The sequence below is a fragment of the Bradyrhizobium sp. BEA-2-5 genome (assembly GCF_032918025.1).
GTDB lineage: Bacteria > Pseudomonadota > Alphaproteobacteria > Rhizobiales > Xanthobacteraceae > Bradyrhizobium > Bradyrhizobium pachyrhizi.
The window spans coordinates 5,164,522-5,186,119 of record NZ_CP136629.1 but is presented as its reverse complement, the minus strand read 5'-3'; the positions used below and the strand labels follow the sequence as shown (position 1 = coordinate 5,186,119).

The window sequence follows — 21,598 nt, the reverse complement described above, 5'->3', positions numbered from 1 at the left end:
GGCCGCCGCCATGATCGCCGCCCCATTGTCCCGACGCACCGTTACGGCTAACGGGTCGTCCGCCACGGGTCCAGAAGGCGCGCTGCGCCGCGTTGCTATCGGCGCCTAACTCGATGCGGGAAGCAGCTTAGTCACGGCGAGAAGCAGACACTGACAGACGGCTAGGACCACGGCGAGCCGTTGACGTTCCCGAGCCCGGTCGAGTTTTTCCTAATCGAAGTCGAGATAGCTCAAATCGCGATCGAGCCGAGATCGGGCAGATGATTTGTCGGTTGACGCGGGACGTTGACCAAGACGTGCATTTTTTTGCTGGCCCATAGGGTTATTGCAAAGTCTGATCGAGGAATGTAGCGCTCGATCTCACAAATGCGGGCCGCAAGTGCATAGCGTCTCGATAGATGGGGTCTCCAGCCTGCGTGAGGGTCGGGCAGCGTTCCTTGTCACAAAGGCTAGGAATGGGGTCGATGATCTTGACCCCAGCGGCGTCGAGCGCGTTGCGAAGTGTTTCTGTGAGGCTCAGGCCCTCGCGTTGCGTTGTTAGTTCGACCGGGCTCGGAACGATCTCAAAGGACGTAAGCTTGCGTCGGATCATGCTCGGAGGGCTCATCAACCCAGAGTACGGGATGTTCATGATCGCAAAAACCGTTCGCCCTTCTTGCGTGAACTCCTTTGCCATCGCCGCCAGCGCGTTGATGGCGCCAGTGCGGCCATCGGGCTTTGATGCGCTCTGATCTTTGTATCGATACGGCGAAGCGGAGTTGAGGTACCCCCACCAATGCGCGCCGAGTACGACGGTCTTGATGTCCTTGTCGCGAATCGCGGCTTTGGCTGCATCGACGAAGCCGGCGCAATAGGGATGCTGGACATCCGTCAGGTCAGGTATGGGTGGACAGCCGCCGTAAGTGAAGAAGTAGATACTGTCTTGCTTGAGGTGATCCCGCGCACCGATCGCCTGAACGCGCGGCCAGTACATCTCCATGTTGCTGTCCCCGAAGAACAGCACGGAATGCGGCCCGTTCAGGGGTTCGTATTTGCGTAGAACGAAGCCCTTCCATCCGAGGGATTCAAGGTCGTCGGTCGGATAGGACCATTCGCTTGCGGCGTTGACGATGCGATCGAGGCCATACCTCTGGGAATTCGAGGTGAAGTGATCCGACGCGATCAGCTGCCCGGCGAGTCCGATCGCGATGCACAGTGTAGCGAGCACGGCTGCTGCGGATCGCTTGGTGTCGGACGTTCCAAATCGAATTGGCCGCTCAATCAGATAGTAAGTAGCGGTAGCACAGACGACCGCGGCGGCGACGAGCGCCCAGGTCTCGGCAGTGCCGGGGGTGCCGCCTCGATAGATGGCCGCGAGCGACAAGATTGGCCAATGCCAGAGATAGAGCGGGTAACTGATCAAGCCGATGAATACCGCGGCGGGATTTGCCAAGAGGACGCGGTTAACGAAGGCGGTCGGCCCGGCCGAAATCAGCAGCGCGGCGCCGACGGTCGGGAAAATGGCGCGCCAGCCGGGAAAGAGCTGGTGACTGTCAAATTGAGTTGCGGCAATGGCGATGAGGGCGAGGCCAGAGAGAGCGCGCAGATCGGGCGAATAGACCCGCTCAACGGCCGCAAACAATCGCGCTGTGGCGGTTCCCGACGACACGGAACGAAAGGCGAGGAGACAGCCGATCAGCAGTTCCCATGCTCGGGTGGTCGGCATGTAGAACGTCTTCACCGGGTCGCTCGCGACACTCGTAAGATTCAGCACAAGAGACGCGATCAGCGCGACCCAGATCAGGGCGCCGAGCGCGAACCGGCTACGATAGAACAGAAGGACGATGACCGGCCACGCCAGATAGAACTGCTCCTCGATGGCAAGAGACCAGAGATGCAGCAAAGGTTTCTGGATCGAAGCCTGGTCGAAGTAACCGGCCTGCCCGAGAAAGACGAAATTTGCGAAGAAGAACGCGCCGCCGCGTATCTCTTGGCCGAGGCGTTGCCATTCTGCGGGCAGCAGCCACAGCCATCCGACGGCGCAGGTCGCGATCAGTACGAGCGCGAGTGCTGGGAAAATTCGACATATCCTGCGGATGTAGAAGCGCAGGAACGAAAACCGGTAGGCCTCCATCTCGGAGAACACTATGCCGGAGATGAGGAACCCGGAAATAACGAAGAAGACGTCGACGCCGATGAATCCGCCCGGGAGCGCGGTTGGAAACGCGTGGTAGAGGACCACCGTGCCGATCGCGATCGCGCGCAGCCCATCGATGTCTGGACGGTAGGAGTGTTTATTCATTGAGCCCTGCGGGGGTGGTGCTACCACCCCCGCTCAACCCACCGCAACCCATATTAGAGCCACCCAAAAGGCTCTTGGTCACAATTGAGCCGGGCGGAACGACGATGTTTTCTCCGATCCTTACCCCTCGGAGAATGATGGCGCCGGCGCCGATCTGCGCGCCACGGCCGATCGATACGGGGCGTTCGTCCAAGTTGATTTCGGTGGGATGGCCGACTGTGAAAATGCTTCGGATCTGGGCATGCCGCTCGGCGGCGGATAAGGGGTGCGTCAGGTTGTCGAAGATATTAACGCCCGGCCCAATCACGACCCGGTCGCCTATCTTGATTGAAGCGGCTGACCAGATGCGTGCGTCTCTGTCGATAAAGCAGTCTCGGCCAATCTCGATATCGCCGCCATGCGCAAAGACAAACAATTCGCCGCTGACAAACGATCCCGCTCCTATGCGGATATGTTCGCTGCTTTTGCGAGCATTCAGTATCCGAGCATGGCGGCTTAGTTTGGCTCCTCGGTCGAGTAGGCAGGTTGGGCGACCCAACAGCGTTCGGGCCAAAAAGCCTAAGTTGACCTGAACCATCGCCTGATATCGGCCTTGAGGAATAGCCACGTCGATTTCAGGACAACCTTCCAGTACGGGAGGATGCGCGGGTCTCGCGGGAAGCGTGAGGTGTCGGCCTGCATAATTCCTTCGTACCACCATACCCCTTAGTAGAGCAACCAGCCGCCTCCGGGCGGCTTTTTCTATGGAGATCCAATGACCGGCCTCGTTGCCCTCAAGGCGCCTTAGCCCGCGTCGGGCTTCTTTTCGTCTTGTGATCGTTCAGTGGATAGCAGTCTCGGTAGCGGCGCCATGCGTGGCCGCGGCGGACTCGACAGTTCCTCGTCCTGGACTTCCTCATCGCGGCGATGTCGGATTGCGCCTATGAGCCCGATAAGCACCAGCAGGAAGCCAACGGCAATCATGAGAGCCGGGGCGATGGTTGCCCGATCGATGAATAAAGCACTCAACGTGGTGTCTACTTGACGATCTTCACAGAAGTGGCTGCATCGCGAGCCACGTCACATAAATGAAATTGAGCGGCGGCAAGAATACGGCAGCACTCATTGCGACAACTCCGGTGCAGGCAACGGTGCCGACACATTCGCCCCAGCCGCTCGACAGGCAATGGCCACCTGCGAAAAGGCCGATCGCCAATGAGATCATCTTCCTTCCATCTGTGGCGAGCGCCACATGATCGATTGCGTCAAATATTCCAGCTAAACCTTTTGCGATTGGCCACCAAACAGGCCATGCGATCGTGGCAACGAGTTGCTTTCGACCTAACGGGACTTGCTGTTGGTCACGATAGAAAATACCAAACGTGCAAATAGCACCGATGGCGTAGGCAAGCAGATAAGGCAGGAAAGTTCTAACGCTCACGGCGTTCCCTAGGCATTAATTAATGGTTGCAGTGCAGAAAATACTCAACCAATTTAGCGCCTAAGAAAGGGGCATGGAATTCCCTGAGCGGCCTAGCGCAAGATTTATTTCTAATCATTTCAGTTGATGCTGCGAAGTGTCGCAGGTTCAGCCGGGCTCCTTGTGCCTCGCCACGGCTTCATTGACCTTCTGCCGGTCAAGTCGATCCTCAGGTGAGAGCTCGGAAACAGGGCGCCAGATCTCGACCGGGATTGCGAGATAGCTATCCAGCGGCTTTCCGGCCCATTCCCACCATGTGTCGAAGGCATCTTTCATCGCATCAGCTCGAACAGTTCGAGGACATCGGCAAGCCGCAGCATGGCGCCTTTCGGCATATGCTCAAGGAGCAGGTGCCTCGTGTCCGCGGCGATCTCGTCCCGCTGAGCGGGCTGTACTCGGCGTGAAACCGACGCATGTTGGCCGCGAACGTCCGGGCGACCTCCGGCGGGATTTCCAGCGGCTTGCGGGTGATCGGCATGCCCGGAAGATAGGTATCCAGGGCGGGTATCGCGAATCGCCGGTCAGGCGGCGACCTGATCTTCCTTGTCCGGCCCTCGCATCACGATCCCAAGTGCATTGTCCGGCAAAGGTCGCTGCCGCGCCTTCGCCTCGTCCCATGGCGCACGTATCCAGACGTCCCGCTCCGCGTCGGTCGTCAGAATTACGGGCATCGCGTTGGGGCGCAGCCTTTCCCGCCGTCACTTTCTCGCTCGGACGTCCGGCGCTATACTTCGTGGGGCTCCCAATCCGGATGCCGGACTATGGCCAACTCGCTTGTCGTTCGCAAGGGCACGAGTTTGGCGGAGCGCAACCGAGCGCTACGCGCGGCGCAATACGTTCGAATGTCTACCGAACGGCAGCAATATTCGATCCAGAACCAGGCTGCTGTGATCGCCACATTCGCGCACGCCCACAACCTGACGATTGTCGAAACCTATCGTGATGAAGGGGAGAGCGGTCTCCAACTAAAAAACAGGTCCGGTCTGATCAGGCTCATAGAAGACGTGCAGTCTGGGAAAGCCGATTTCGGTCACATCTTAGTCTACGACGTGAGTCGGTGGGGGCGATTTCAGGATACCGACGAAAGCGCGCACTACGAGTTCATTTGCAAGCAGGCCGGCATCAAAGTCGCATACTGCGCCGAGCAGTTCGACAACAACGGTAGCATGCTCTCCACCATCGTAAAGAACATCAAGAGGGTGATGGCGGCTGAGTATAGTCGCGAACTCTCAGCAAAGATTTTCGCCGGACAGTGTCGCTTTGCGCGCCTTGGATACATGCCTGGGGGCCTCCCAAGTTATGGGCTGGCGCGCGAGCTGGTTGACCAGGAGCGGCGATCGAAAGGCCTGCTCAAGAAGGGTGATCTAAAGTATCTCACTACGGACCACATCCGGGTCCGACCAGGACCACCTGAGGAAGTCGCCATTGTGAGGTGGATGTTTCAACGGTTCCTGGAAGTCAAATCCGAATCGTTGATCGCGTGGGAGCTGAACAACAAAAATATCCCGGCAGGCAAGGGCGGTCGTTGGGCCTGTTCATCAGTTACGAGGATTCTGAAGAACGAGCGCTACATTGGCAATCTCATCTTTAACCAAAGATCCAATAAACTGCGGCGCGGTCTCAAGAAAAATCCACCGGAGGAGTGGATTAGGGCGGACGGCTGTATTGAGCCGATCATCGACCACGACACCTTCCGGAAAGTTGGAAAGATCATCGAAGAACGACGCGTTGATCTCACTGAAGAAGAGATGCTGAAAAGGTTTCGGAAGGTCTTGCACAAGGAAGGTCGATTGAGCCCTAAGTTGATCGACAGGACCGTCGGCCTGCCCTGTATTGCCACCGTCCGCGCGCACTTCGGCACAGTGAGAAATCTCTATCGTTTGATTGGTTACACCCCGAAGCGCAATTACGGATATTTAGACACCCGTGCCTTATGGGCAGAGGCGAGAAGCAAGCTCACATCAAAAATTGCCTATGCGATAGCCAAGGCAGGATGTCGCACCGTTCCGGGCGGCTGGACCAACTGTCTGCGTGTCGTGGGCTCCGAGAGCATCTCCATTCGAACAGCGCGTTGGATTCCGAAGCCCGAAGAACAGTATTCGGAACGCTGGTCGATTGAGCGAGAAGTGCACCTTCCTGCGGGCTGGATTGCTGCCATCAGACTATCGAAATCCAACACGTCCGTGCTTGACTACGTGTTAGTGCCAACTGATGGCAGGATCGGACAAACTATAAGATTTTCAGACAGTACGCGCGAGCGTCGCGGGATATTGCGCTTCAAGACTGAAGACGCGATTATACGAGCGATCACCAGACGCGTAGCCAAGAAGGGCGCTCTTCCCGAGCAGGGCCGAAACGGTTGCCGACGGAGAGAAGCCGCTAGGACTATCAGGCGCCCTGCGCGCGCCTACAACGAGTAGGTCAAGGGTCGCCGGCTATGATGGTCGGCCGGAGCGCGCATCTCGAGCAAGCGGGTCGTTTCCTGCCGGCGTCTTCCGCACGAACGTCCCGCTCTCATGGTATTCGAGCCAGCCTTGACCGATCGCATGCTGTAAGCCGGCCCAGTATTCGGCTGGCGACGCCTTCCTGGTTAGAGCATCGGATAGTTGATCTTCTCGATGTAGATCCGGCCTTGCTGGATTGGCTCGAACGCTCGCGCGTGCTCCATGATCCTGCGAGCGGCTTTCTCGGGGTTGGAGTAGGGCGGTCACCCTTCGTCTTCATCGGACGGTTTCCCAATTTCGCTGAGCTACGGCCCTACATCGGTCCCGGCGCATCTAGCGGTCCCCACCCGCAAAATTTTTTCGACCGGGTTCTTGACAAGGCATCTCCGATTTTTATTTTTTGTCGCACCAGCCCCATCGCGGAGGCTGGGGCTTGGTCGCCCTCGGGGCCAGGCGAGACGGGCACCGGTCGTGTCCGGTGCCGTTCATATCCATCTTGCTCTATGGAGGATTTGGCTATGCGCACGTACGACTTCTCTCCCTTGTTCCGGTCGACCATCGGATTCGACCGGCTCTTTGATCTCGCCGAAGCAGCCCATCGGGCCGGCGAAGATCACTACCCGCCCTACAACATCGAACGTCTGTCCGAAGACCGGTACCAGATCGTGCTCGCGATCGCCGGTTTTGCCCCCGACGAAATTTCCGTCACGGCGGAGCAGAATGTTCTGACTGTCGAAGGCGTCAAGGTCGAAAAGGCCGAGCGCGAATACATCTACCAGGGCATCTCGACGCGCAGGTTCAAGCGCCAGTTCAGCTTGGCGGACTACGTCGAGGTCAAGAGCGCGGCGTTCGACAACGGGCTTCTCAGGATCGAGCTGGCGCGCGAAGTGCCGGAGACGATGAAGCCGCGACGCATCGCAATCAATGCGGCGTCGAACACGGCGCCCCGACAGCTGGAAAGCGTCGCCGCCTGACCGAAATGGCGAAGCCGCGTCCGACGAACAGGTCGCGGCTCCGCCTCCTCAGCATCTCGTCTTTCGAACGGAGGCATCCATGCGGCCGACGACCGCGCCTGCTCATAACGTTATTGGCTTTCATCTGCCGATTTGCGATTACCACCAATATGAGACCCCGCGCGATGTGGTGCGGGATTCTCGCCTGAGCCTCGCCGAGAAGCGCGCTCTCCTGGCATCCTGGGCCTCGGACGCCAGCGCCGTAGCGTCCAATCCCGCCTTGCGGGCGCCCAAGGGGCTCAAAGCACCCGTTCCTGTCCGCGACATCCTCGAAGCGCTTCGCGCGCTCGACAGCGATCCGCGCCATCCGCCAGGCGGCCGGCCTGCGCGCCTGCGCTCCGTCGACCGCTGCCTGGCTGCATAGGAGCACGAGATGACAGATAGGCTACCGAAGCAGGTCATCGATCGGCTCGAGGAACGCTGGCGGTCAAGATTTGGACAGGCAAGGCACCGGAGCTCACAACTGTTCGACCGCCGGCTTGAACAGCTGCGCGCTCATCGCAACAACATTCATCGGTATCGGCGACTGCTGCAGACCCGGCTCTCCGACCTCGAGCGCGAATTCATCGAAAGACGGCTCGCCGAAGAAGTCACAGCGATGCAAGGCGTCGTGGCCGACATTCCGCCACTGCCCTCGATCGATCGCGCAGCTTGCGAGGAGATCACGCCATGACTGGGCTGCAGCGGTTGCTCATAAGAGGCAGCGAAAAAGTCATCGGTCACTATCAATTCCTGCTGGACAGCGCGACCTCGGAACAAGAGCGCGAGCGCTATCGACGGAGGATCGAGGAAGAACGCCGACTACTAAGCCAGTTGCTCGATCACGGCGATCAATCGACACGCGCTGCGTGAGGCATCACCTTAGCCCGCTTTGCGGCGCGGCTTGGCGGGCGCCTTCTTCGCCTTGGTGGATTTCGCTGGCGCCGCCTTGCCGCCGCCCTGGATGCTCTGCTTCAGGGCGTCCATCAGGTTGAACACGTTGCTCGGCGCGGGCTTTCGTGTCGCCGCGATCGGTTGGCCCTTCCGCTTCTGGTCGAGCAGCTCCTGCAACGCCTGCTCGTAGTGGTCTTCAAATTTCTCCGGTTCGAAGTGGCCGGACTTCTGCTCGACGATATGCTTGGCCAGCTCCAGCATGTCCTTCGTGATCTTCACATCCTGGATGTCGTCGAAATATTCCGCGGCGTCGCGAACTTCATAGGGATAGCGCAGCAGCATGCCCATCAGCCCGTTGTCGCGCGCCTCGAGCGAAATGACGTGCTCGCGGTTGGTCAGAACCACGCGGGCGAGGGCGACCTTATCGAGCGATCGGATGGTTTCGCGGATCACGGCGTAGGCGTCGTGGCCGACCTTGCCATCGGGGACGATGTAGTAGGGCCGCACGAGATACAAATCGTCGATCTCACTCCTGGGCACGAACTCGTCGATCTCGATGGTTCGCGTCGATTCCAGGGCGATGTTCTCGAGCTCGTCCTTGGTGACTTCGAGGTATCGGTCGGTGTCGACCTTGTAGCCCTTGATGATGTCGTCGGAGTCAACTTCTTCGCCGGTGTCGGCGTCGACCTTCAGATATTTGATCCGGTGGCCGGTCTTCCTGTTGATCTGATTGAAGCTGATCTTGTCGGATTCAGACGTCGCCGGGAACAGTGCGATCGGGCACGTCACCAGGGATAACCGCAAAAAGCCCTTCCAATTGGCGCGCGGGGCCATACTCAAAACTCCCTACACTGAATGGTATCAATATAGGAGGCCGGTCAGCGAAGTGGAGTCTCGGCTAGCAGTCGGGGCAGGTATCACCGATTCCGCGCAGGACGTCATCGATCGCGGCCTGGCGTTCTTCCGGCGTGGCGCCCGGGAAGGGCTGGTTCCACGCCGCTTCACGAGCCCGGTTCCGCGCATCGGGGTCGCTGCGATCGAGGGCATGACCGTGGTGTTCGCACTCCCTCACGGCGTGGTGCTCGATCAGCATGCCGAGCGCCCAGCCTTCGAGGCTCCGATAAGCCGGACGGGTGGCCCGCAGCGGCAGGCGACGTTGCGCATTGTTCTTCATGACGTGGTCTCGAATCAATCGACGTCACCAGTTATAGCACCTGCGTCAACGGTCCCTTCCTCATGCTGCACTTATGCCCGTTATGCAGGCTAGGAACCGAAGTGGCTGAGTCGTTGTTCCCGAATTGCCGCAAAGGCACTGCGGCGCGATTGGGAGGCCTGAATGGCAAAGAAAGCGAAGAAGCAGACCGCGCGCGGTCGCAAGCAGGACCGTGCACGCGTCGCCGGCGGGCAGGATTACGAGGTGAGCTACGAGGCGAGAAAAACCCGGAAGTCGGCAGCGTCGGTGAAGAAGGCCGTCAAGAAGGTCGGCAATAGCCGCAAGCGAATTGAGCGCCGGCTCGGATCGGCGATGAAAAAGTCGTTAGGAACAGCACCGTCAAAGCGTCGTTAGCAATAGTCCGCTCCTCGGCAGAGCGGCATTGGACGAATGAACGTGCCCCGGGTCTTGCCCCCGAAGACCCGGGGCACGTTCGCGATCATCTCCATTGGGACCGTCGGCGTGGACCGGATGAAGCGCAGCTTTTTCTGCCCAAGATTCACACGAGTTATTTTCGGAACGGATCGTCGTTTGGGATGATCCGGGCGACAGGGCAGGTAATTTTCATTTCGTGTTTTTTCGGCCCTAGCAACGACGACCGCTGCTTCTCGGCGGACAGCGGTTCGGCGATTCAACTCGGCCCCAGCATGATCCGGATGCTGGGGCCTTTTTGACTAGGAACGAAGCGGATGCAGCGGGCATTGATTGCCCTGTTCGGTGCCGCATCGCTACCGGCATTGAGAACGCCCAGCCACTGGCCTCAGCTTCACAGCTGAGGCCTCTTTCTTATTACGCGAATAGGGGGCATGCGTCAGCCTGGCTACAGGCCGGCCAACTGAGGCGTCCTGTCACATAAGAATGCTCGTCATCAGTGCAGCGAGCATCGTGGCGCTAAAGACCGCAACTCCGAGACAGACGCGCGCAGCCGTCGAATAGGAATCGAATTGGGGCCGGTTGATCACGGCGCGGCCTAGATCGGCGCTCGTGAACGTGGGGTCGTCAGCCACGCCGTCAGATCGGCTGCGGTCTCGTCTTGCCGGGCTCTCCTAAGCAGGGCTTCTCTTTTCGCTGATAGAGGGAGCGCGTTGGCCTGCGAACGCAGGCGCATGGCCTCGTCGGCCAGGCGTTCTTTCAGTGAGTGGATTTGCTTGAAACGTCGCCGCTTGCTGGTCATGGCGTTGCTCCCCTGCTGGTGTTGGGCGGGAGCGCTAATCCGGGCGATCTCATCACCGATAGATACCACTGGCCGCGCGGTGATGTTCCGCTAACGAACGGAAAGACGCGGCGTTCTTACGGAGCGGAACCCCGCGCAGTTGCTACCGGCTGGGTGCTGTCCTGGTGAGGGCGCTCGCTGCGACAAACTATAACACCGGAAGAAACCGGACAGACAGGCTCGCCAGTCTCTGCAATCCTCGCTAGCATTTCAGAACGTAGCGATTCTTGGGAGTTCCAATGGCAGCGTGGTCCGCAGAGGACGAGCAGCGACTGTTGCAGTTCGTTCGAGAAACAGGCCTCACGCAACGCGAGATCGCGCAGAAAATGGGACGCACCGAGGCTGCTGTCAGCCTTCGCCTGGCTCTCATAAGACGGCGAATGATCGAGGAGTCGGCTTAGCGACTTAGGACACGCTCACTGACTTGCCTATGCAAATGCGGGGAGAGCTTGTCCGGTGCATCCTGTCAGCATGTTCCAGGCTCACCACACGGACCGGGTGGAGTGGGGGCTTCTTGGCTTCGCTGCAATGTCGTTCGTGGCCCTCGTCGTCGGCGTTGGGCTCCTTCTCCTCGAATAGCCGATCCCCTCGGGGATGACGTCGAACTCGGCCCCAGCGGGAAACCCCCTCGCTGGGGCCGTTTTCTAGGAAGCCGAAATTCGCGGGGCGCCCTTACTCTCTCGCTTTTTTTGCGGAACGGGGCGACTTTCGGACTTTCTCGCCTCCAAGTTGATCAGCTTTAGTCTGGCACTCAACCGGCGTAACCTGACTCTCGCCCGCTTGGCTGGGGTATCTAGTTGGGCGCCCACGGTCCTGCGTTTCGCCATATTTGCTTTCCTCTTGCGGGAAAGGCTCTTGTGTCTTGCGGCCGATGAATGTGTCCGGTCGCGGGTTGTCCTTAAGCACCCGCCGCGATCGTGCGGACGTTTGCTGCGCGCGCTCGATTGTCTGAGCGTCCCCGTCGTGCGCCCTGTAAATGCGATTGATAATGCGCCGTTCCACCATGGCCGCGCTCCCTCTCCTGCAGGCGGGAGCACTCTCTCGGTCTTTCAGCCACCGACGCCTACGGACAGAGCCTTGGCCGGTGATGACGCTTTAACGCGCCGGGCTAACATAGGTTGCTAGGCGGCCGACCGATCCTCCTTGTCCGGCCCGCGTCCGACTACCTTGAGCAGCTCGTCGGGCAAGGGGCGCTGCAGCGCCTTCGCCTCGTCCCACGGCGCGCGCATCCAGACGTCGCGCTCTTCCTCGGTCGTCAGGATCACCGGCATCGCCTTGGGATGGATCGGTGCCACGACCGCATTCGGCTCCGTTGTCAGGAAGCCGTACACCAGGTGCGGACCGGGCACTGGCTTGGCCTTGGTGCCGCGATCGCCGGCGTACTCGGTCCAGATCCCGGCGAATGCGGTGAGCGGCCGGTCGCCGCCCAGCGCAAACCAGACGACGTCCTTCTTCCCGGTCTCAGGGTTCGGCTCCGGCGCGTACTCTGAGAAGCTGTTGAACGGCACCAGGCAGCGGCTCTCCGGTTTCAGCCAGCGCTTCCAGTGCGGCGACTTGACGTTGCGGATGTTGGTCACCGGCGGGCCGCCATATTGCGGCGGCGACGGCATGCCCCAGCGCATCAGCACCATCTCGCGGCCGCCGGCGCCATCGCGAATGACGGGCGCCGGATAATCCGGAAACACGCTCGGCATCGCCGGCAGGTTCCCGACATAGCGGTTGACGAGGCGGAACAGTCCGGCGATCGCCGCCTGGTTGGTGGTGATCGAATAGAGATTGCACATCAGGCGAACAGGTCCTTGCCGGCCTGCGTCATTCTCACGAAGGTGCCGCTCTCGTGGTACTCGAGCCACTTCATTGTTTCCTCGGCATATTTCAGGCCAGCCCAATACTCCGCCGGCGTCGCCTTGTCCTGGTCGAGCATCGGATAGTTGATCTTTTCGATGTAGATCCGGCCATCCTGGACCGGCTCAAAGGCGCGGGCGTGCTCCATGATCCGGCGGGCGGCTTTCTCCGGGTCCGCCCAGCGGCGGTCTTCCTTCATCGTCATCGTCGAATTCCATCGCGCCTTTGCGCAGCGTAGATGTGGGGGGTGTGAATTTGGCTTTCGGCCGGTCGGTGGCTATCAAAAGTGGCGCCGCAGGGACAGCGCATCAGTGACGACGGCCGCTCTGAAGGCAGCTTCTCGCCGCGTGTCCACATGGCCTGCTTGCGCGCAATCCAGTCGCGCTGATCGCGCCAGGTCTGGAAGTGCGCCTCGGTCAGTTTCGGCAGCAACTCGCCCCACGCCGCTTCGAACGCCGCGCGCGCTTCATCAAAGGTCGCGGCCGGGCCTCCGGTCGACCGATCGCAGCCCGGGTGGAAGCCGCATTTCCATTCCCACTGATCGGCGTGGTTCGGCACGCCGGAGCGCAGCCCGATCGAGCCAACGACGACGTCGCCATAGAGGATGTTCCATTTCTCCCCAGCCGCTTCCTTATCGCGCCGGCGCGTCAGCTCGGTCACGGCTCGTCCCCGATCGGGCAGCGCTGCCACAGCTGCAGCAGTTCGGCGGCTGGCCGCTTGCCGGCCTTGCTGCATTTCACGCGGCGGAGGCGGCCGGCGAGGTCATGCAGGTGGGTGGTCGGCACGTGTCGCAAGGCGGCCAGGTCGACCGCGCGCGGCGTCTTGCAACGGGTGCATTTGATCTCGAGCCACGGATAGCCGGCATTGATGGCCTGATCGATCGGGGGCGAGGGGTCAACAGGGCCGCCGTCGAGGCCGACGATCTGCTCCTGCCAGAGGGCGGCGCGCTTCTCGGGCGATCGCGTGGCGAGGATTGTCGTCACCGCGCCAGCGCCTTGCGATCGCCGCCGAAGAGCGGGCGAGGGGTGATGTTTCGGGGCCATGACAGCGGTTCGACTATCTTGGTGGTCGTGCGTCAGGGGGCGGCCGCCCCTTGCGACGATGCATGTTGACAATGATGTCCGGATAGCCCGCCGGCCAAGACATCAGAAAATGATGGCTTCTCCGGTTCCCTGAAAGCACAAGTTCAGAAGGTCGGCGGATGTATCCAGGCCACGGCCAAGCGCTCAAGGCCTGATCGTCGAAAAGCAGCGAAAACATGTAGCCGAGCAGCGACATCTGAACGCCGCAGAACCGGTTTGTCCGGTCCTCGAGCAACGGCGCTAGCATGATGTCGGGCGACATGACGAAGGACTGGCCAGTGTCGCCCATGAAATACATTCCCGCGCGGTCGTCCCACCGATTCTCGAAGAGCGCGCGTGTGGCTTTGCCAAGGTCGACATCGCTGATCGTCCGGAGCAGCTGACGATCGTTTGCCGCTCCGACGGAATGAAATAGCCCGCACGCGACCTTGAGCATCCAGAGCTCGATCATTTGGCCGCTAGCGAGGTGAAACGTCGGCTTCCGGGACAAGCTTTTGCGATCGAGATCATGCCCCCCATCGCGAAGCTGGGTGAAGAAGATTTTGGCCTCCTGATCAAGCGGCGAGAGCGCTTCGTTGTGGCGCCTGCATAGGATCGTTGCGGTCAGACTGGCGGCCGATGTCTCAAGCGCCTCCCCGGGGGACAAAAATGGTAAGCCCTCAACCCTCAGCTTTTTGCCGAATTCACCCAGTATGGCTTTCGACATATAGTGCTCGCGCGAGATCTCCACCGAACAGTTTTGGGTGCCTCGTAGATAACATTTCTGGTGTGCGTATCCTGTCGTGGGGCCGGGAGGTTCTAACGACGGAACAACCTTCCTAAATCGGCCATCTGGGTCTACGTGGCACTCCAGCGCTGGCGTGCCGCTTCCGCAGATGCAGGGGCGCGTGACATCAAACCTCGGCGACTTGGGGGGCGGTTTTGGAGCCATGGGAATGCGAGTTTAATGAAGAACGTGCCGTGAACAAATCCCAGCGATCGTCTATGACACTTTCGGCGTTATAGACCGCCGGTCCTAGCGCGGCCGAATTTGTCATTTGACGTTGAGTTGATTGCGAATTTTTCGCCCGATGACAGCGGCGCGAGGCTGGCGCGCAACAGAATCACGCGCCGGAAATGCAATATGTAAACTCAAAACGCGGTCGCGGCGACTCGCTCAGGTGTACTTCCTGAAGTCGGGCGAAATACCCAAAGAGCCGCAGCCGGTCATTGGCTGGAGCCCGCTTTACTCTCCTGAGGGGCAGGACAAATTTCGCGAGGAGCGGCAGCGCAAGATTGAGCAACCTTCATCAATGTTGGCGCAGCAACCAGAGAGGAGGGGAGATCGAGCGAGAACTAGCCAAAGTCAAAGCCACCGGCATCGGCTACACGCCTCGATCTTCGCAGCGCCATCGCTAGCCCAAATAGCGCCCACCATTGGCGAGCGCTTGACCAAAAGCAAAGTCCGGCGCTCGGCTGGGGTCTGTCGATTGCAGTTGCGCTTTCCTAACGCCTTCCCGCGATCTGGTCGCATTCCTTCCGGGCCGCCTCATGCCGGGCGTCGATCCAGCGGGCGAGGTCGGTCAGGTAGACGCCCTTGGCCGCCTTCTGGCTCGCCTCGATCCGGACAACCGGCAAATCGATCTGCCCATTGGTAGCCTTCCGCACGAACTCGACCGGCGTCAAATGGGAGAAGTAGTCACGGCACACCGCCTCCAGCGGGATCACGGCCGCGGCGTTGTACTGCGCCATGAGGAGGAAAGCGGTGTTCATGCCGCCATTCTCGCGGGCTCCAGGAGGCAGTCCCAGCCACCACCAGTCAGCCAAGCCGACGCGCGCTTTTTCATTGTTGCGCCGATCTTGGTCGATGACGAAGCCAGCCGCAGTGATCTTGCGAGGCGCTCGACTGGCGCAAGCGCAAATTCGATCATCTCGCGCTCTTCCTCTGCTCCAGTGGTTTCCGGAATGGCGCTGATCTCCGCACGCGCGAACAACGCTGCTTCCTGGAGCTTACCATATTTGGAAATCAGGTATTGGTCGTTGCGAGTAACCGAGTTGGCGATGAGCTTCATGGCATTCCATCCTTTCAAGGTTGCTTGACTGCGCATGATATGTATCATACATATGATGACACGATGCGCAAGATGGTGATAAGAGAAATCATCAAAATCTTTTGGATGGTGCAAATGCCTCCTAAGTTGGAAAACGAAACCAAGCGACTAAACATGGTCGCCCCGGCCAGTTGGGTGAAGAAAATCGACGACTGGCGACGTCATCAGCCTGATTTACCGAACATCTCGGAAGCGATCAGGCGGCTAGTCGATCTAGGGCTAGAGACCTCAAAGAAGTTGAGCAAACCGGGGCGCTGATAATCTCTAGCCGAGTCGATGAGCATCTGACTGCAGGCAAGATCACAACAGCGCGTTGCGACTATCGCACCGGGCGCTCAGTTCGAAGCCGGCGACTAGCCGGCTTCAAGCTTCTCGACACGAGCCTTGATCTCGTCGCGGTCACCCTGCAGGATTTGCAGCATGGCCCAGATGACAGGGACCAGCGCCGTGTCGTTACGACCCCAAGGCCTGTATCCCTCATCACCCGGCAGGAGGTCCGGGTTGTCGTCGCCGACGGTCGGGATCATGCGCGGATAAATCCGGTGGGCGTCCTGGGCGATAAAGCCATGGTCCCATTGCTCGCTATCGGACCACCAGAACCGCAGGGCCTTCAACTCGCGGACGATCTGTTCGACGTCGATCGCCTCTTGCAAAAGCGTCCGCTTGTCTTCCGGCTTGAGCCGTCCATCCGACCCTGTATCGACCGACGTCGCCGTGTCATTGAAGGTCAGGCCGCCCTTGTACGACCCGCTGTACCAATGGCTGATCGTGGAAGTCGCGCCCGAGGCCGTCTTTGTGTTCAGGAACGTGGAGCCCAGGGTCGTAGAGTTGGAAATGTATCCGCCGCTGGTTACCTGATCGACCGTATCCTTGCCGAAGAACGTGATGCCGTTGTGCAGCACGTTCTGAAGGAACTTGATGTTGTAGTTCGAATTGAGCGTACGTCCAAGTTCGGACATGCACTGAACAGACGTCGCATCGAACGCCGTTGTCCCGTTCTCGACAGGGCTTCGCACTACGCAGTTCGCAGCGTTCGGCCCGAATAGAACAGCTTGTCCAGCCTTAGCGCCAACGATGCCGTCAACGATCACGCTCTGTGCGTTCTCGATCCGGACGTTTGCAAGCTGGTTGCCGCGCACTTCGATGCTTCGGCTGTCGTTGTTCGGCACTGGAGCGTGGTTGCCGCCGATGTAGACGCCAGCCACCGCGAAGCCGGCCGCGTTCACGTCCACGATGTTGATGTTGTTGCACGACACAGACTGACCGGCCAAGATCTGCAGGCCGGCATTGTATGCCGTGCTAACCGTCAGGCCATTGATGACGACGGCTCGCGCGCCCTGCGGCGCGATCACACGGTTAAAGCCGTTGATAATGCAGCCATTGCGCCAGTAGTGGCCGACGCCGCCGGGCGCGTACACCTGGCAGTCCTCGATCCGCGTGTTGAAGATCGGAGCCGCTGCGGTAGCGGTAATGCCAATAGCGGTGCCGTCGGACTGGTTCGCAGCCAGATATACGAGCATGCTTCGAATGCTGCATTCATTGAGACCAAGCTCAATGAAAATCTCGTCGGTGTTCGTGCCTGTGACGGCGTAGTTCCGCAGCCACACCGAGCTAGCAGCTTCCGCTTCGCCTCGCAGCGTGCAGCCGTCTACCAGGAGCGCCGGCTTGCTGTTGAAGTAGGAGATGCGCTCCGAAGGCGCGCCGGTCGGGCTGACGAACACGTCGCCATAGGTGGCATGCGACATCGCGTCATTCCACGCGGGCGCGCAGTCAGGGCCATTGACGGCCCACCCGGACAGATCAGCAAGGCGGCAGATTTGACCGCGCGCCGGCTGCGCAGCGATGCGCAAGTTCTTGCCGTCAATCCCGCGCATGGCGGCGAGGAGATCGGCAGACCTTGCGATCATCTGCTGCTGCGTCCGCAGAGGCGTCATCAAAGCAGTATTGACCGCCCCGCCTTCTGCCTCCGTTTGCGTCGCCACCATGTAGCTGTTCGGCGGAAGCGTGACCTCTCCGGAATTCTCCAGGCCCGTCAGGTCTTGCTTCCATTTGAGGTATTTCCCGGCAGCCGGATCAGGAACAGTCATGCCAAGAAACGACGACGATTCAGAGACTCGCAACGAGCGATCAAAACCCCCCTTCAATTGCTGGTCACGCATGGCGGCGAGATCAAACGACGCCTCGACCGTCTCAGCGAAATAGGCCCCCTGGTTCTCAAGATCGGTTTCTTGCGTAAAGGGCACGTCGCGGAGGTTCGTGATCGTCTGCGCAGACGTGGGCGCAACACTGGTTGTGACTGATCCGCCTGCGTCGTCGCCGACCCCGGACACGGTGTAGTCAGCCCCAAGCGTCAGCGTCGTCTCAGCGCCGTTCTCGGTGCGGACAACCTTGATATGAGCTTGGTCAAGAATACGAAACTCATATGGAAATACGGTCGTTACACCGTTGCCGATGTAGGGTCCGGAACGGTTTACTTCGCTTGGAACAGTCATGGAGGTCTCGCCGATTTGAGGTGTTGGCGAGACCGTGGACGGCAGATAGTTGTTTCTTAAATTTGCAGCGCTATCAGTTTAGGTGCGCCTCCACCGCATCGATGGCCCGATCGTAGAACTTCGCCGCGATGCGGGAGTACCACGCGCCGTACATCACCCCAGGGCCATCGCCGCTGCCGCCAGCGGCCACCACGTATGCCATCAGCATCGCGTCTGTGAATGAAAGTTCACCGGCAATGGCGTCGGTGAGACGCCACTGCAAAGCCAGGGCCGGCGAGCCCGGCAACGGGCCACATTCCTTCGGCCAAACCCTTCAACTTGCAGGTTTGCTGTTGGTCGCGCTTGGTTTTCGCGGCTTGCCGGGCGCGACCGGCGGCGCTGCCTCTTGCTGGCGCTTCTGTTCGGCGATCGCGGCAAGTTCAGCCTGCTTCGCTGAGGCCTGATCCTCAGGCACGTAAAGATAGCCCTTCTCGGCCATGCATCCTCGCTGCACCGTGTCGGCAGCCGCCGAACGGTCGGCGGCCGCCGCTAGTCCCGCCAATCCGCCGCCTGCAACTGTCACACCCGATTGGCATGCCTCAGCGCGACCCCATCCTCGCCTGCGGAAAGTGCGGCGACACATCGAATGCGCTCGACAGGCGGGCATCGACGTCATCCAAGATCGCCGCGCCGATCAGGTCTTTGTTGGTGAAGCTCGGCAGGAAAGGCGGCGGCTCGATCATCGGAGTGCCCAGCCTTGAACGCCTTTTGCAGCGCGACCGCGCCATCCGGATCGCCCTTCAGTTCCACACGCCCCAGCAGCTTGGCCTTGCGCGAGTGCAACTCGGCGGGTTCGTCATGACAGCCTTGTGTCTGAGGATCACCACGTAGCGGTGTCCTGGTGTTCCGTTGCAACTAATTAATGAGTCATCCGACAGGCGAATCGAGCCCAGACCGCAACTTAGACGTTGCAGATGTCTAGCCAGCAACGTACCGTTCGGCCAGACTAACTAAGAAACCATTCGCAAAGTGCGAGTGGGAGGGGTTTGCGAAATTTGCCTTGACTGCAATTCACGACCTTCGGCCGATTTCCGGCGCTGAGGCGGTTTCTGTCGCCGACGCGCGCTCCAAGAATGTTGCCGCGGCGCCTCACTTAAAATACCGCCCCGACATCGACGGTCTTAGGGCCATTGCTGTTGTTTCTGTTGTCTTCTTCCATGCATTTCCAGAAGCGATCCCGGGTGGATACGTCGGAGTAGACATATTCTTTGTCATCTCTGGCTGCTTGATTTCATCCATACTGTTCGCCGAGCTCGCAGAGGGCCGATTTTCGATCGTTGCGTTTTACGCGCGACGTATCCGACGCATTTTCCCCGCTCTTGCGGGCTGCCTGGCAGCGGTGCTTGCTTACGGTTTCATCGCTCTAACTCCCGCGGAACTAGCGCAGCTAAGCAAGCACGCCTTTTTCGGCGCGGCGTTTTTGGCGAATATCTCGTTCTGGCTGCAGAGCGGGTACTTTGACGGAGCTGCTACGACCAAGCCGCTGCTGCACTTGTGGTCGCTTGGCGTCGAGGAGCAATTCTACATAGTCTGGCCCATCTTGTTGTGGCTGGGCTATCGAGCTCGGCTTAAGATCAGCATCTCCATTGCTGTGCTGTTCGCGCTTTCTTTCGCGACCAACATCGCACTCTCGCGGACGAACATATCGGACGCCTTTTACCTTCCGATGCCGAGGTTTTGGGAGCTGCTTGCCGGGGCGGCTCTAGCCGTTGCGAGTCCCGCGATCATCTCGCCTCGAGCGCGTTCGGTAATCTCAGGTTTGGGCTTATTAGCTCTGATAGCCGCATTCACACTACTTGCTCCATCGACAAGATTCCCGGGTTGGTTCGCGTTGCTGCCGGTGCTCGGCGCGAGCGCGATCATCCTCGCCGGGCCCCATGCCATACTGAATCGAGCGCTGTCGCATCCCGCGCTCGTCAAAATTGGACTGATCAGTTACCCGCTCTACCTTTGGCATTGGCCGCTGATCTCCTACGCTTACATCATACGGCTTGGAAAGCCCCCGACATTGCTGATGGCCGCCGGCCTCGTCGTTCTCAGTGTACTGCTGGCTTGGCTGACCTATCGCTTTATCGAAACTCCGATCCGCTTTGGCCCTCGGAAAAACAAGGCAACGTGGCTTGCTGCGGGCATGTTGAGCGGAGTTGGCATTGCTGCGCTTGTCATCTGGCTCTTTAACGGGTTCCCACAACGGTCCCCCGATATTGATTTGCAGGAAATAGCGGCAGCGAAAGCGGACGGGAGCTTTAAGCCGACCCCGGGCATGGTCGTGACCGATCGTGATTGGATCCTCACTGCTCGGTTGGGTGAGGGAAGCAAGAGCGTCATATTCGCTGGTGACAGTCTGCTTTTCCAGTACGGGCCCCGCGTTCAGGAATTGTCAGACCAAGGGAAGTTAACAGCGAAGACCATCTTTGTGGCTGGCCCGCGCTGTCCCCCGGTTCCTGGCGTTATTCAGATTGATCAATTTGCGCGGTGCGCGAAGTTGCCTGACGTGGTGGCTAAGTTGGTCCTCTCGGAGGCGATCAAGGTAGTGGTCCTCGGAGCAGCCTGGAGCGGATATAGCGAAGACTGGATGTCAGCAGAGCGCGATGGCGTCACAGCAAAGCTGAATACGGCTCTTGGCCAAGATCTCTTCTACCGGAACCTCGAGCAGTATGTGAAGTCACTGCAGGCCGCGGGCGCTAAGGTGTACTTGATCCTTGGGCAGCCCATCAACATGCGGTTCGATCCGGATAAGATGGTTAAGCGAAGCATCACTGGGGTGTCGTTCCCCCCAGATGTGGAGAAGCCTGTCTTAGTGTCCGAGTTGCGATCCACTCAGAATTATTCTGATAGCAGGCTTCGCGAGGTCGTGGATTTAACGGGTGCCGAACTTCTCAATCCCTTCCCAGACATATGCGGTTCAAGCGAACAATGTTCGCCGTTCTTCGAAAACCGCCGGCCGAAATATACAGACTTTACCCACCTGCGCCCGACATTCGTTCGAGACCACATCCACTTTCTCGATCAAATATTGACCGCTCCGTAAGGCTACGCATCTTGCGGTCAAGACGACGTGTCGATGCTCATGTCGAGCCGTTCACTTCCATTCGCGACGGTGATTTGCTCCGTTCGGACTGTCGCCGTCCAGCACGGCATCATAAGTCTGAGCGCTCGGTTAGCCAGAACTCCGCAAGAGATGGCTCAATCGTTACTAGGCCGTCTTGACGCTCCAATGCAGGCCAAGGACCTAATCCGTCCTGGAATCATGGGTACGGAGGCGCGTAGCGAGCGAACGACGGTGGGAGGCGTGGTGCGAACGGTCTTGCGTCCGTATGAAGATGACGCTTGCCGCGCAACTGGGCGGCAAGGTGGAATATGATTGGTTACCGAGCGGGCTCAGGTTAAGGGTTTCGATTCCTTTGGATCCTCTTGCAATCTGAGTGCGGGGATAGTCTGTTTCGGTCTACTTGACGCCGCTCCTCTAATAGCGCCGACAGAATAACTGTTGGTGGTCTCATTCACTTTGGAACGTCGGCAGTTGGCCCTTTGCTGACATTCGGGCGACGCCG

26 protein-coding genes are annotated in these 21,598 nt (G+C 59.5%); 8 read left to right on the top strand and 18 right to left on the bottom strand.

Annotated elements, in window-relative coordinates; all coding sequences use genetic code 11:
- Positions 1–322 precede the first annotated feature (322 nt).
- The 4 genes from RX327_RS24385 to RX327_RS24370 all read right to left on the bottom strand — a co-directional run bounded on the left by RX327_RS24385 (position 323) and on the right by RX327_RS24370 (position 4,016).
- A complete protein-coding gene (locus RX327_RS24385; protein WP_317247364.1) occupies positions 323–2,281 on the bottom strand; it encodes an acyltransferase family protein in 1,959 nt (652 codons plus the stop codon).
- Positions 2,274–2,858: an acyltransferase gene (locus RX327_RS24380; RefSeq protein ID WP_317247363.1), complete on the bottom strand. Its 585-nt coding sequence runs from the start codon at positions 2,856–2,858 to the stop codon at positions 2,274–2,276. The genes RX327_RS24385 and RX327_RS24380 overlap by 8 nt, the downstream gene beginning before the upstream one ends.
- Before the next feature lie 453 nt (positions 2,859–3,311).
- On the bottom strand, positions 3,312–3,701 hold the full coding sequence (locus RX327_RS24375; protein ID WP_317247362.1) for a hypothetical protein: 390 nt from the start codon (positions 3,699–3,701) through the stop codon (positions 3,312–3,314).
- A gap of 147 nt (positions 3,702–3,848) precedes the next feature.
- On the bottom strand, positions 3,849–4,016 hold the full coding sequence (locus RX327_RS24370) for a hypothetical protein (protein WP_317247361.1): 168 nt from the start codon (positions 4,014–4,016) through the stop codon (positions 3,849–3,851).
- A gap of 485 nt (positions 4,017–4,501) precedes the next feature.
- Between RX327_RS24370 and RX327_RS24365 the strand changes: the two genes are divergently transcribed.
- The 5 genes from RX327_RS24365 (at position 4,502) to RX327_RS24345 (ending at position 8,049) form a co-directional block, all read left to right on the top strand.
- Entirely contained in the window at positions 4,502–6,160 is a 1,659-nt protein-coding gene (locus RX327_RS24365) for a recombinase family protein (protein WP_317247360.1), read from the top strand.
- Between the two features lie 542 nt (positions 6,161–6,702).
- Positions 6,703–7,158, top strand: coding sequence for an Hsp20 family protein (locus RX327_RS24360; RefSeq protein ID WP_317251312.1), 456 nt, complete (start codon positions 6,703–6,705; stop codon positions 7,156–7,158).
- Positions 7,159–7,237: 79 nt separating this feature from the next.
- Positions 7,238–7,561: a hypothetical protein gene (locus RX327_RS24355; RefSeq protein ID WP_317247359.1), complete on the top strand. Its 324-nt coding sequence runs from the start codon at positions 7,238–7,240 to the stop codon at positions 7,559–7,561.
- Between the two features lie 9 nt (positions 7,562–7,570).
- Positions 7,571–7,870, top strand: coding sequence for a hypothetical protein (locus tag RX327_RS24350; protein WP_317247358.1), 300 nt, complete (start codon positions 7,571–7,573; stop codon positions 7,868–7,870).
- Positions 7,867–8,049 (top strand): hypothetical protein, encoded by a 183-nt coding sequence (locus RX327_RS24345; protein ID WP_317247357.1) that lies wholly within the window; start codon positions 7,867–7,869, stop codon positions 8,047–8,049. The genes RX327_RS24350 and RX327_RS24345 overlap by 4 nt, the downstream gene beginning before the upstream one ends.
- A gap of 9 nt (positions 8,050–8,058) precedes the next feature.
- Here the strand turns inward: RX327_RS24345 and RX327_RS24340 are convergent, their stop codons facing one another.
- Entirely contained in the window at positions 8,059–8,904 is an 846-nt protein-coding gene (locus RX327_RS24340) for a Ku protein (RefSeq protein ID WP_317247356.1), read from the bottom strand.
- A 64-nt stretch (positions 8,905–8,968) separates the two neighbouring features.
- Positions 8,969–9,244: a hypothetical protein gene (locus RX327_RS24335; RefSeq protein WP_317247355.1), complete on the bottom strand. Its 276-nt coding sequence runs from the start codon at positions 9,242–9,244 to the stop codon at positions 8,969–8,971.
- Positions 9,245–9,406: 162 nt separating this feature from the next.
- Between RX327_RS24335 and RX327_RS24330 the strand changes: the two genes are divergently transcribed.
- Positions 9,407–9,637, top strand: coding sequence for a DUF3606 domain-containing protein (locus tag RX327_RS24330; RefSeq protein ID WP_317247354.1), 231 nt, complete (start codon positions 9,407–9,409; stop codon positions 9,635–9,637).
- A 616-nt stretch (positions 9,638–10,253) separates the two neighbouring features.
- Here the strand turns inward: RX327_RS24330 and RX327_RS24325 are convergent.
- The 8 genes from RX327_RS24325 to RX327_RS24290 all read right to left on the bottom strand — a co-directional run bounded on the left by RX327_RS24325 (position 10,254) and on the right by RX327_RS24290 (position 15,474).
- On the bottom strand, positions 10,254–10,457 hold the full coding sequence (locus RX327_RS24325; protein WP_317247353.1) for a hypothetical protein: 204 nt from the start codon (positions 10,455–10,457) through the stop codon (positions 10,254–10,256).
- Positions 10,458–11,617: 1,160 nt separating this feature from the next.
- Positions 11,618–12,280 (bottom strand): SOS response-associated peptidase, encoded by a 663-nt coding sequence (locus tag RX327_RS24320; RefSeq protein WP_317247352.1) that lies wholly within the window; start codon positions 12,278–12,280, stop codon positions 11,618–11,620.
- Positions 12,280–12,546 (bottom strand): hypothetical protein, encoded by a 267-nt coding sequence (locus RX327_RS24315; protein ID WP_317247351.1) that lies wholly within the window; start codon positions 12,544–12,546, stop codon positions 12,280–12,282. The genes RX327_RS24320 and RX327_RS24315 overlap by 1 nt, the downstream gene beginning before the upstream one ends.
- A complete protein-coding gene (locus tag RX327_RS24310; protein ID WP_317247350.1) occupies positions 12,543–13,001 on the bottom strand; it encodes a hypothetical protein in 459 nt (152 codons plus the stop codon). Before RX327_RS24310 ends, RX327_RS24315 begins: the two co-directional genes overlap by 4 nt.
- On the bottom strand, positions 12,998–13,384 hold the full coding sequence (locus RX327_RS24305; RefSeq protein WP_317247349.1) for a hypothetical protein: 387 nt from the start codon (positions 13,382–13,384) through the stop codon (positions 12,998–13,000). Before RX327_RS24305 ends, RX327_RS24310 begins: the two co-directional genes overlap by 4 nt.
- A 13-nt stretch (positions 13,385–13,397) precedes the next feature.
- Positions 13,398–14,129: a hypothetical protein gene (locus RX327_RS24300; RefSeq protein WP_317247348.1), complete on the bottom strand. Its 732-nt coding sequence runs from the start codon at positions 14,127–14,129 to the stop codon at positions 13,398–13,400.
- A 779-nt stretch (positions 14,130–14,908) separates the two neighbouring features.
- Positions 14,909–15,175 carry a pyocin activator PrtN family protein gene (locus RX327_RS24295; RefSeq protein WP_317247347.1) on the bottom strand — a complete coding sequence of 89 codons (267 nt, stop codon included), beginning with the start codon at positions 15,173–15,175 and terminating at the stop codon, positions 14,909–14,911.
- Positions 15,172–15,474, bottom strand: a complete 303-nt coding sequence (locus RX327_RS24290; protein ID WP_317247346.1) for a hypothetical protein — start codon at positions 15,472–15,474, stop codon at positions 15,172–15,174. Before RX327_RS24290 ends, RX327_RS24295 begins: the two co-directional genes overlap by 4 nt.
- 63 nt (positions 15,475–15,537) lie before the next feature.
- On the opposite strand from RX327_RS24290, the gene RX327_RS24285 reads away from it, so the two are divergent.
- The gene (locus RX327_RS24285) at positions 15,538–15,771 is read left to right on the top strand and encodes a hypothetical protein (protein ID WP_317247345.1); all 234 of its coding nucleotides are present in this window, start codon (positions 15,538–15,540) and stop codon (positions 15,769–15,771) included.
- A 95-nt stretch (positions 15,772–15,866) separates the two neighbouring features.
- On the opposite strand, the gene RX327_RS24280 is transcribed toward RX327_RS24285, so the two are convergent.
- From RX327_RS24280 to RX327_RS24265, 4 genes are all read right to left on the bottom strand, one after another.
- A complete protein-coding gene (locus RX327_RS24280) occupies positions 15,867–18,005 on the bottom strand; it encodes a hypothetical protein (RefSeq protein WP_317247344.1) in 2,139 nt (712 codons plus the stop codon).
- A gap of 73 nt (positions 18,006–18,078) precedes the next feature.
- Complete coding sequence (locus RX327_RS24275) at positions 18,079–18,291, bottom strand: hypothetical protein (protein WP_317247343.1); 213 nt, start codon at positions 18,289–18,291, stop codon at positions 18,079–18,081.
- Between the two features lie 27 nt (positions 18,292–18,318).
- Entirely contained in the window at positions 18,319–18,483 is a 165-nt protein-coding gene (locus tag RX327_RS24270; RefSeq protein WP_317247342.1) for a hypothetical protein, read from the bottom strand.
- A 100-nt stretch (positions 18,484–18,583) separates the two neighbouring features.
- Complete coding sequence (locus RX327_RS24265) at positions 18,584–18,727, bottom strand: hypothetical protein (protein WP_317247341.1); 144 nt, start codon at positions 18,725–18,727, stop codon at positions 18,584–18,586.
- Between the two features lie 317 nt (positions 18,728–19,044).
- On the opposite strand from RX327_RS24265, the gene RX327_RS24260 reads away from it, so the two are divergent.
- The gene (locus RX327_RS24260; RefSeq protein ID WP_317247340.1) at positions 19,045–21,075 is read left to right on the top strand and encodes an acyltransferase family protein; all 2,031 of its coding nucleotides are present in this window, start codon (positions 19,045–19,047) and stop codon (positions 21,073–21,075) included.
- Positions 21,076–21,598 lie beyond the last annotated feature (523 nt).